The organism is Micromonospora sp. NPDC047134 (genome assembly GCF_040643455.1).
In the GTDB taxonomy this organism is placed as follows: Bacteria; Actinomycetota; Actinomycetes; order Mycobacteriales; family Micromonosporaceae; genus Micromonospora.
This window is the reverse complement of sequence record NZ_JBEYUI010000038.1, coordinates 1-7,431: the sequence shown is the minus strand read 5'-3', so window position 1 is coordinate 7,431 and position 7,431 is coordinate 1. Positions and strand designations below refer to the sequence as shown.

Here is a 7,431-nt window from a genome sequence, read left to right as displayed (position 1 = left end):
GAGGCCGGCCCGTCACCCACCCGGGTCGCAGCGCGCTCGACCAACCGCCAGGCCCGCCGCCAGATCGCGGCCCCGGGCGGCATCGAGGGTACGGCGGCCCTCAGCGCCGCGCCGACCAGGGCCGCATGGTCGGGGCGCAGCCGATGCTCCCGGTACACCCGGCCGAGGACGGTCAGCAGGGCCGACCGCCCCGGCCGGTCGTCACCGCCCCCCACCAGCCGCAACAGCCTGGCGACGATCAGCGGCGCATCCTGTTCCGGCAGCAGCCCCGGACAGCCCTCCTGCACGGTGTCCCAGAACCGGGCGGCGGCGCGACCGAAGACCGCCTCGGCGATGCCGCCGGATGTCACGGCAGGGTGGTCGCGCATGTGAGCCTCCGGTGCGATGGACAGTCTGAGACGGCACCGAGGCGGGCGGGAGCGGTGACAGATCGTACGGGGGAAGGCCGATCCGCCACCGGAGCCGGCACCCGCCCCGGGCCGTGTCTCCACCCTGGACCCGGCTGGCCTGCCCCGATATGCCGCAGTGATCGTCAGCAGGATTCGCGCAGCGTATTCGCCCGGTGGCCGAATGTGGTCGGGCCGGTATGCGTGGCGTGCATACCGGCCTCGCCGGAAACGGCTTGAATGGACAGACTCGAACCAGTCGCCCACGAACGGCGAGGTTGCCGGTGACACCTGCCAACTGCCCCCGCTGCGGGGGACGCCTGGCGCGCGACAACCACAGCGGACGCTGCGCCCCCTGCCAGGCCGCCGAACGCGACCGGCTCACCGCACCCCCGGCCGTGCCACCGCCGTTCTGGGACCACCAGCCGGTACGCGCCGCGCTGGCCCGACGCCACCTGGGGCACCTCATCCGGGCCTACCGGCACCACCCCTACCACGGTCGGCTGCCGCTGACCCAGTCCGTGGTGGCCGGGTGGCTCGGCATCACCCAGGCCCAACTCAGCCGGATCGAGACCGGCCCCGCACCGATCCACCTGGACCGCCTCACCCACTGGGCCACCCTGCTGCGCATCCCCGAAAAACTGCTCTGGTTCCGGCTGCTCCGCCTGCCGCCCATCGACATGTCTGACCGGGGTGCTCACGCCGACTCGCCGACTAGTGTGGAGACGGCTCCTGTCGAAGGAGGTGGCACCACGAACCGCCGCCGATTCAACGCCCTGGCTGCGCTCGCTGGCCTTGGCGGAAGCAACCTCATCGACGCCCTACTCGCCGCCGATGATCGGGCCGAAAACCTCGGCATGGAACACGTACGCCTCGCCGGATCGCTGGTTAAGCGCTTCCGGCAGGCTGACGCGGCCGTCGGTGCGGACGAGTTGTGCGATGCGGCGATGACCGTTCACACCCGCCTGTCCGCGTGGACCGGCAAAGCGCGCGTCAGCCGTAACCTGGAAGCGACTCTCCAGGCGGCACTGGCCGACCTCGCAAACCAGGCAGCCTGGCTGGCGATCGACGCCGAACGCCGACCCCAGGCGCGTCCGTACCTCAACGACGCCATCACCCGGGCACGGATCTCCGACAACCCGCGTGAGGAGGTACGGGCGCTGGCCTGCCTCTCACTGCTCACCCGGGAAGACCAACCCACCGAATCCGTGCACTGCGCCGAAGCCGCACTCCGCGCCGCCCAAGGCTGGTCGACCCCTCGCCTCAGGACACTCCTGCGACTGCGGATGGCCCACGCATACGCCAACCTTGGAGACGCCAGCGGCTTCAACCGCGAAATGGCCAGCGCCTTCCGCGAGTTCGACCGTGGCCCTCAGGATGATGACCTGCCCTTCCTGCAATTCGTCACCTCCCACGAACTGACCGGCATCCAGGGACTGGCCTTCCTCGCCCTCGACCGCCCCGCTCGCGCCGTCAAGTCCCTCGCGGTCAGCAGCACCACCCGCACCGAACACCGGCGCAATCGGGTGCTGTCCACCGTGCGGCTCGCCGAAGCCGAATACCGACTCGGCGATGTCAACCAGGCTGCCCGGACGGCGTTGCGGGTGCTGCCCGAGGTGAAACAACTGAACTCAGGACGGACCACCCGTAACCTCGCCCAGGTCGGAGCGCACCTGAGCCGAGAAAACACCACTGCGGCGCGCGACTTCGTCGATGCCTACCGGGCGGAGTTTCGGCCATGAGAGACGACCTCCGCCTCGACCGGCATCGAGCCGACGAGGTGAATGACATCCTCGGTGATCTGGTTGAGGTCTATCTCGACGCCCACTCCGGGGATGGGGAGTTCTACAACGAGTCCCGCTACCGTCAACAGCTGGCCGGGCACATGAAGGTCCCCGGATGGGAGTTGGTCACCGCCACGATCGATGGTCGCCTGGTCGGTTACGCCTACGGTTTTCCGCTGCCGGCCGGAACCCGGTGGTGGAACGGCATCGAGGAACCGTATCCGGCGGGCTTCACGCAGGAGGACGGGCGACGCACCTTCGCCCTCAGCGAGCTGCTGGTCCGCCCCGCCTGGCAGCGCCGGGGGATCGCGCGGGCGCTGCATGACGAACTCGTCGGCGCCCGCCCCGAGTCCCGAATGACCCTGCTCGCCCGGCCCGACAACGCCCCCGCCCAGGCGGCCTACCGGTCCTGGGGATGGCGCCGGGTCACCCGCCTATGCCCCGCCTGGGAAGACGCCCCCCTCTTCGACGTCCTGGTGCGGGACCACCAATAGCCAGATATTCCTCGTCGCCTCACCCTGCTCGGGAAGGTTGGCCAGCATTTCGCTGATCTCCTCAACGAGTTCAGTTATATCGATTTTGCGGGCGACGGCCAGGCTCATTTCTAGGCCGAACGGGCCTTATCAGTGATGGCCGCTCTTGCCAGTGGTTTCCTAAGGATGAAACCGCCGCTGCTATGCCGTGGGGAATTTGCAGTTGGATGAAGCCATCGAACGACTCGACCAGCCGCGGGTAGGCGGACTCATAGTTCTCACGTTCCAGGTCGATCTAGGTCAATCCCCACGTGGCACTCGCGAATCCATCGAGATTTCCGTGACTCTCATCCGCTCCTACACGCTTACGCTGTAGCTTAAGTCCTCATGCATAGGTCGCAGCTTGGACCCCCACCGGCTTTGCCTTCACTTTGGGGCGCGAAAGGACGCCGGTTGGGTGCAGGTGCTATGGCGGCGCGCTACTCAAAGCTGTAATGCGCACCGATCGCACCCTCCACAGAACCCGGGGGCGGTTCAGGGCACAAGCGTCCGCTCCCGGCACCGAGACTCGCAAGGGGACACCCCTCGGCAGCGTCAGGACTGCACTGGCCTGCCGGGGCTCCCGACCACCACAAAAGGAGCCCACATCTGAGGCAGAGTGGCCACAAAGCGCGGCCCGGGAGACACTCCGGTTTCGGCGGCGAACTGTGTCAGGTCGTTAGGACAGGCGTCGCGTAACCATCGCTGTGCCTTGGCCAGAGCACGGGCGGGAGTGTCGCCGTCCCGGTAGTGTGTGTAGAAGCGGCTGATTAGTAGGGCCGCGAACTTGTCGTTCACCTTCCACAGTGAGCCGATTACAGTCGCCGCTCCGCAGTAGCCGAGGAGCCCCGGAAGTCCGAACGCTTCATCCGGAGCGCGAGCAATGTCGGTGACCGCGCTCTCGCAGGCGGAGGCCACGACCAGTTGCACATCGCGCAGGAGGCCGTGGTCGAAAAGGTCGAGTGCGCTCAGTTGGTCGTGTCCGGCCAGGTGCAGGCATGACCGCAATGGCTGCACCGGGTCGTAACTGCCGTGGCAGGCGAGATGAATGTGGGTGGCATCGCGGAACCCGGCGAGAACCGCCTCCCGGGTGGCCTCCGCTCCCGCGAGGTTGTGCACCGGACCGCTGAAAAGCCTCTGCACCGCAGTGACCTCCCGGACGGTATGGGGCAAAGCGTCGTCCGGGCGCACCGTGAGCAGCCGGGGCCGCTCGGACGGCGTCACGTCTTGCGCAGCGAGCAGTGCCCGAGCGGACGGCGCGTACGAGACATCGGCGTCGTCGATGAGGTGACGGATGCGGCCTGCTCTCCGATAGCGCGCGGCGTGCAACGGCAGGGTACCGAGCAGTCCTGTCGGCACTAGGACCACGGCCGGTGCGCCCTGCTCGGTCAGCAACTCACCGACCATAGCGAGGAAGCTGCTTCCGAGCAGATCGAGCACTGCGTCGTCGTAGGCGGCCTCGGCAGACAGCAGCGTGTCGAAGAGGACATTGACGGCCAACGGTGCGAAGCAAGGGATGATCTCACGGGAGGCGGTGACGATCAGGGCGGCGCTGCCGAGCCGGGCGGTGAGCAGGTAGCAGAGTGGCCTCTCGGGCGCCGCTGCGCGAAACGGCGCGTCAACCGGTCGCTTTGCGAAGTCTGCGAAGCCCGGTAGCGCCCGGATCGCCTCCAGTACAGCTCGCAGCCGGGCCTGCGCATCGGCCAGCATACCGCGTATCTGCCAGCGCTGAACCTCGTCCTCGGGCATCAGAATGCGCTGCTGGCGCTCCGCGTCCGCGAGCAAAGTGACGGCGGCTTCGTACTCCTCCGCCAGTCGTGAGGCCCGTGTGCGCAGCCGGTCGATGTCACTGCGGTCGCGGTCCAGCAATCGGCTGAGTTCGCGTGCCCTGCCGTTCTCGAGCACCGTCACTGCCTCCTCGAGGCGGCCAGAACGGGCTAGGGCGTACGCGGCGTTCTGGTGCAAGCCAGCCGCGCGGGACAGTTCCGCCTCGCGGCCGAAACCCGCCACGACTGTGCCGTAGCGGTTGTCCACCTCGGCGACGGCCTCGCGGAAGAATTGCGCCGCCCGTGGCCAGTCCTCTGTGGCCCCGCACCGATCTCCGAGGGTGACGTAAACCCTGCCGGATTGGTGAGGGGACTTACCAGCGACTACCAGTTGACGACACTTTTCGAGCAGTTCCGTTGCCAATTGCGCATCACCGCTTCGACCTCGTGCGGACAGGGCTTCCGCGAGGTCGACTGCTGACTCCACCCACTGCTCGGGGACCTCAGCGACCGGCCGACCGGCGAGGCTTCGGTCGAGGAGCGCGACAATGCGGTCGTGGTCCGGGGAGGGTAGCCGACTCAGCGCATACGCGAGATTGCGGCTGGCCTTGCTCTCCTCGGGGGCGGCGCCGTGGTGCCGGAAGATCCGCACCGCCGTCTCGTAAAGGCGCACCGCCTCGGCGAGGTGCGCGGCGTCCTGCGTTGCCCATGACTCCAGGGCGTTGGCCAGGTTTCCTGCGATGCCGGCGTGGGCCATCGGCGCTCGGTCGATCGGCACGAGCGCCAGAGCGCCGCGATAACTCTGGATCGCCTCGGCCGGAGCGGGTCTGCCTTCCGCAGTGGCTCGCATCGCGAGGACAGTGCCGACGGCATTCGCGGCGTCAGCGCGGTCCGCCGGGCCTCCTTGGGAGTCGTAGTAGGCTTGGGCGACACGGGCGTGGTGCAACGCACGGTCGAGGTTTGCGTCCCTATCGCCCTCGACTTGGGCGCGGAGAACGAGGCTGAGATTGGTGTGGCATGCGGCCACCGTGCCGGGGTCACGCAGCAACGGGAGCGCCCGAGCCATATTCTCCTCGGCGCGCGCGAGGCTACCGGGAATCTCCGCCAGTTCCTCCGCCGACCAGACAAGGCCTAGATTCATCAGCGCGGTCGCATGGGCCTGCGCGTCGTGCTCGAGGGTCAGGACCGTTAGCGCCGCAGTGATCCGGTCCAACGCCCGCAGTACAAACGCCCGCCGGTCCACCGGGTACTCACGGTATACGTTACCGAGCGACAACATTGCCCTCGCCCATTGGTCGGAATGAGTCCGGCGGCGGTAAGTCCGTAGAGCACGCCGCAGCGCTCGGATCGCCTCGTCGGCTTCGCCGCGTGGATCAGGGCCGCCCAGCCGACGCCACCAACTTCCCACCATCGCCAGTGCAGTGGCGGACAGTTCATCCGCACCCGCCCGTTCCAGCAGATCCGCTGCCTCGGAAGCCAGGTCAATTGCTTCGCGCCGGCGGCCTTCCGCACGGGTCTCGATCGCCTGTGCCTGCTGGAAGAGCAGGAAGCCGTGGACGGCTGGATATCGATCTGCGGGCACCGCCGCGATCATTGACTCGATTGTCCCGCTTTGCTCCCCGTCTTCGAGCAGCGACTGGCGGAGCAAACCACGCAACCGGTCCGGCAGCGCGACCCCACTCGATAGATCCTGCAAGAACCGCCACTGCGCCTCGAGCCGTGCGGCCAGGAAGGATTTAGGATGCGCTACCAGCATGTCCAACCGGCGGCGTTCTCGAGCAGAGCAGTCGCGGCGAAGCTGAAGAGCAAGATCAAGAGCGAGTTCGGTACGCAGCAACGGCCGCAACGCCACCAGCCGTTCACCCGCGGCACGGGTGGGAGCTGCGCACAGTTGACGAAGTTCCGCCTCCGTCTCCAGTCGTGTCCACCACGCGACGACCTCAGGGTCTTCTGGAAGGCGTGCCGCAGCCAGTTCCGCGAATCGGATGGCACCGGGAATATCACCGCACTGCCCGGCCAGGAAGTCACTCGCGGCGAAGGCCGCTTCGGCAGCGTCGGACGGCGACGGCACGGCGTCGAACAGGGCGATCGCCTCATCAAGAAGCTCCACGGCGGCGCTCACGCGGTCCTGGAGCATGCGCGCTCCAGCGAGCGCTCGTACGGCACGTGCCTCACCCTCGAGATCTCCAGCGCCCCGGAACAGCTCCCGCGACTGCTCGGCGTACCAGATCGCTGCCTCGTGGTGCCCTGCGGCGCCGGCCATCTGTGAGACGTCGCCCAAGGCGCGCGCCTCACCGGCCCGGTCACCGCACGCGCGATAGGCGAGGGCCGACCGGTGATACAAATCTGCCGCTTCGTCATGGACGCGTGCTTGCCGCCGCAGTTGCCCGAGGTGGGCGAGGGCCCGGGCGCGCAAGCCCTCCGCACCGATGCGCTCGGCCCCGTCGACGACCTCGCGAAACAATCGCTCCGCCGCCGCGTCACGCTCAAGGTGCTGTAGGGCTATGCCGAGGTTCTGCGTGAAGATCAGGAACTGATCGGCGTGCACTGCTAGGCGCCGGCCCAATTCGGTCTGAGCGGCGAGCGTCGGCCAATCTTTGAGCACAACCAGAAAGGGAATCATCGAATTCAGCAGCACCACTGAATCCGGCGCACCAGCCTTGACTATCTCCATCAACGCAGGCCGGGCTGCGATGAACCACTGAAGCGCCTCACGTCGCTGTCCAGCATCGTCGACAGTCGTCATCGTCAGCGACGCCCTCAAAAGATCGTCGCGCAGGTCGGCGTCCATCGCTCCATGGTGCCCTTCACCGCTTCGATCTCCACATAGGGAGTCCGTGGGTTTGACGAATGAGACCGTGATGGCCGGCAGAGCCTACGCAGGGCCCCGGCAAAGTCGCGGGGGTGCCCGGCTTGATGTGGTTGGTGTAGACGCGCCCTGGCTGGTGGCAGCAGGGCGGGCATGACCGGTTCAGATGATCAT

General features: G+C 67.6%; 3 protein-coding genes and 1 pseudogene. 2 read left to right on the top strand and 2 right to left on the bottom strand.

From position 1 onward, the window contains the following. Positions 1–368: pseudogene (locus ABZ795_RS27315) on the bottom strand (oxidoreductase); the annotation flags it as partial. A gap of 302 nt (positions 369–670) precedes the next feature. Between ABZ795_RS27315 and ABZ795_RS27310 the strand changes: the two are divergent. Together ABZ795_RS27310 and ABZ795_RS27305 are read left to right on the top strand one after the other, a co-directional pair. Next, the gene (locus ABZ795_RS27310; protein ID WP_357532426.1) at positions 671–2,128 is read left to right on the top strand and encodes a helix-turn-helix transcriptional regulator; all 1,458 of its coding nucleotides are present in this window, start codon (positions 671–673) and stop codon (positions 2,126–2,128) included. Next, positions 2,125–2,664 (top strand): GNAT family N-acetyltransferase, encoded by a 540-nt coding sequence (locus ABZ795_RS27305; RefSeq protein WP_357532425.1) that lies wholly within the window; start codon positions 2,125–2,127, stop codon positions 2,662–2,664. Before ABZ795_RS27310 ends, ABZ795_RS27305 begins: the two co-directional genes overlap by 4 nt. 573 nt (positions 2,665–3,237) lie before the next feature. Here the strand turns inward: ABZ795_RS27305 and ABZ795_RS27300 are convergent. Continuing rightward, positions 3,238–7,239, bottom strand: a complete 4,002-nt coding sequence (locus ABZ795_RS27300; protein WP_357532424.1) for a CHAT domain-containing protein — start codon at positions 7,237–7,239, stop codon at positions 3,238–3,240. Positions 7,240–7,431 lie beyond the last annotated feature (192 nt).